Source organism: Aquitalea sp. S1-19 (genome assembly GCF_024343515.1).
The window spans coordinates 1-2,517 of record NZ_RJTZ01000222.1; the positions used below are offsets into that span (position 1 = coordinate 1).

Sequence of the window (2,517 nt, forward strand, 5' to 3'; positions counted from 1 at the left end):
TTGGTGAGGTAGCCTGAGTTCTGTAGACACGCCTGTTTGGTAAACTTTGAGCGAACAGGGGTGAGAAATGAGCAAGAGAGTAACGCAAAGCTATGCGCCGGAATTCCGGGCGGAAGCGATCAAGCTGGTGCTTGAGCAAGGATTCTCGGCGGTCGAGGCTGCTGCGCGACTGAACATGAATCATGGCACGCTGGCGTATTGGGTAACGCAAGCGCGTAAGGCAGGCAAAACCAGCTCCGCCAAGGCAGGAACGCCCAGCGCGTCTGATCTGATGGCCGAGGTTCGGCAATTGCGTAAAGAACTGGCCGAAGCGCGGATGGAACGTGACATTCTAAAAAAAGCGACGGCGTACTTTGCCAGGGAGTCACTGCCCGGTACGCGTTCGTGAAGCAATGGCAATCTTACTATCCAGTCAAGCTGCTGTGCCGGGTTCTGATGGTGTCCCGCTGTGGGTTTTACGCTTGGTTGAAACGGCCGCCTTGCCGGCGGGCGCTGGAGAATGAACGGCTGCGTGTGGGAATTCGAGCGGCACACGCCAAGACGCGACGGACTTACAGCGCGAAACGTTTGCGGGATGAGCTGGCAGCGGACGGCATCGTGGCCGGCCGAGACCGAATTGCACGACTGCGGCGGGAAGAAGGTATTCGCTGTATCCAGAAACGCAAATTCAAGGCGACGACCAACTCGAACCACAAACTGCCGGTAGCGGATAACCTGTTGAATCAGGAATTCAAACCGACCGAGCCAACCCAAGTGTGGGTCAGCGACATTACCTACATCCAGACCGATGAAGGCTGGCTTTATCTGGCGGGCATCAAGGATGTCTTCACCTGCGAGATTGTTGGCTATGCCATGAGTGCACGCATGACGCAGGAACTGGTTAGCCAGGCTTTGTGGAAAGCGGTGAAATGGAAACGCCCGCCTGCTGGCCTAATCCTGCATTCGGATCGAGGCAGCCAGTATTGTTCGCATGGCTATCGCAATTTGCTTGAGCAATTCAAACTGCGGGCATCGATGTCGCGGCGCGGAAACTGCTACGACAACGCGCCGATGGAAAGCTTCTGGGGTAGTTTGAAAAATGAACTGGTGCATCACCATCGGTATGAAACCCGGCTTGAGGCCGAAGCGTCGATCCGGGAATATATCGAAATCTTCTACAACCGCCAGCGGCGTCATTCGCGCCTAGGCAATGTGGCGCCAGCCGTGTTTGCACAAAACTTCAGCAAGCAAGCTGCGTGTATTTGAGCCGGGTGTGTCTATGGTTGTCAGGACAGGTCAAGACACGGTATGGCACGATAACAGACAACAAAAAACCCCGAGAGGCTTATTTCTCGGGGTTCTTGGTGTTTCATGACACGTCATGAAACGGTAGTTTGGTGGGGCGGCGACTATCACAAAACACCTTACAAGCATTGTCTTTAAAGGATTTGTGTAATTCTATTTTTAAAAATACCAACATAAATACCAACAAGAAATGCATGCTGCGCTGGATCGCAGGGTCTTGCCTGTGTACGGCGGCGCGGCCGCTCAAGAAATCAAAGTGGCTCCGGCGTAGACCGACTGTGGCGCTGGCCGGGCATCAAAAATAAGCTTGGTGTTAACGGCGGCACGCAACGTGCGTGCCTTGCCCGGATTTTGCCCGATAGTTGTCTCTTGGCTGGCAACAATTCGGCCTGCTATCGGCCACGTTATTCTGCTGGGCAGGGGACTTGTTGAGTCTGACAAAATCCGTGCCTGTAAGTTACGCACCCGCGCTGGCAGGATGTTGGTTCTCCTCGATTACTTTGTCTCAACTCTGTTTCGGCCACGTTCTTTGGCTGCATAAAGTGCTGCATCTGCTCGCGACACAATATCCTGACCCTGGTTCTCAATCTGAAAACTGGCGACCCCAAAGCTGGCCGTCTTGTGTCCGACGACCGAAAATTTGAAATCTTGTATTTTTTTGCGGAGATTTTCAGCCAATTGGTAGGCACCTGCACTGTCTGTGTGAGGGCAAATTATTAGAAATTCTTCTCCCCCCCAGCGTCCGACAACGTCAGTTTTGCGCGTGCTGGATTGCAGCAATTGGGCAATCTCGACCAGTACACTGTCCCCGGTCTGGTGACCATGTACGTCATTGGTATTTTTGAAGTAATCCACATCAATCATGATCAGACTGAAAGGTTGTCCACTACGCTGCGCGCGCATGCTTTCGGACGCTAGTGTTGCATCCAATTTCATGCGATTGAACAGGCCGGTCAGCCGGTCGGTGATGGAAAGCAGTTCCAATTGCTTATTGAGTGAATTAAGTTTCCGGTTCCAAGTAAGTACAAGCAGCATGATGAGACCTCCACCGACAATGACTAGCCAGACCAACGTGTAATCGATTCCGCGCTGAACATTGACCGATACATGCTTGTTGGAAATAGCCTCACGCTCCTGTGATGTTAGCGTCTTGACTCCTTTGTCGAGAATGTCGCGTAATATTTTTTCGTCCTTGATGACCCCGATTCGCAGTTTGTTGGTGAAATCGGGGAC

Annotated in this window: 2 protein-coding genes; one reads left to right on the top strand and one right to left on the bottom strand. The window is 52.6% G+C overall.

Annotated elements, in window-relative coordinates; genetic code table 11:
• Positions 1 to 67 precede the first annotated feature (67 nt).
• Positions 68 to 1,245, top strand: a protein-coding gene (locus EGI20_RS17480; RefSeq protein WP_498632991.1) for an IS3 family transposase whose coding sequence is annotated in 2 segments (ribosomal slippage) — positions 68 to 332 and positions 332 to 1,245 — 1,179 coding nt in all. Because the reading frame shifts where the segments join, the coding sequence is not laid out codon by codon here.
• A 534-nt stretch (positions 1,246 to 1,779) separates the two neighbouring features.
• Here the strand turns inward: EGI20_RS17480 and EGI20_RS17485 are convergent.
• A partial coding sequence (locus tag EGI20_RS17485) for a GGDEF domain-containing protein (protein WP_498632992.1) occupies positions 1,780 to 2,517 on the bottom strand: 738 nt, incomplete at its 5' end.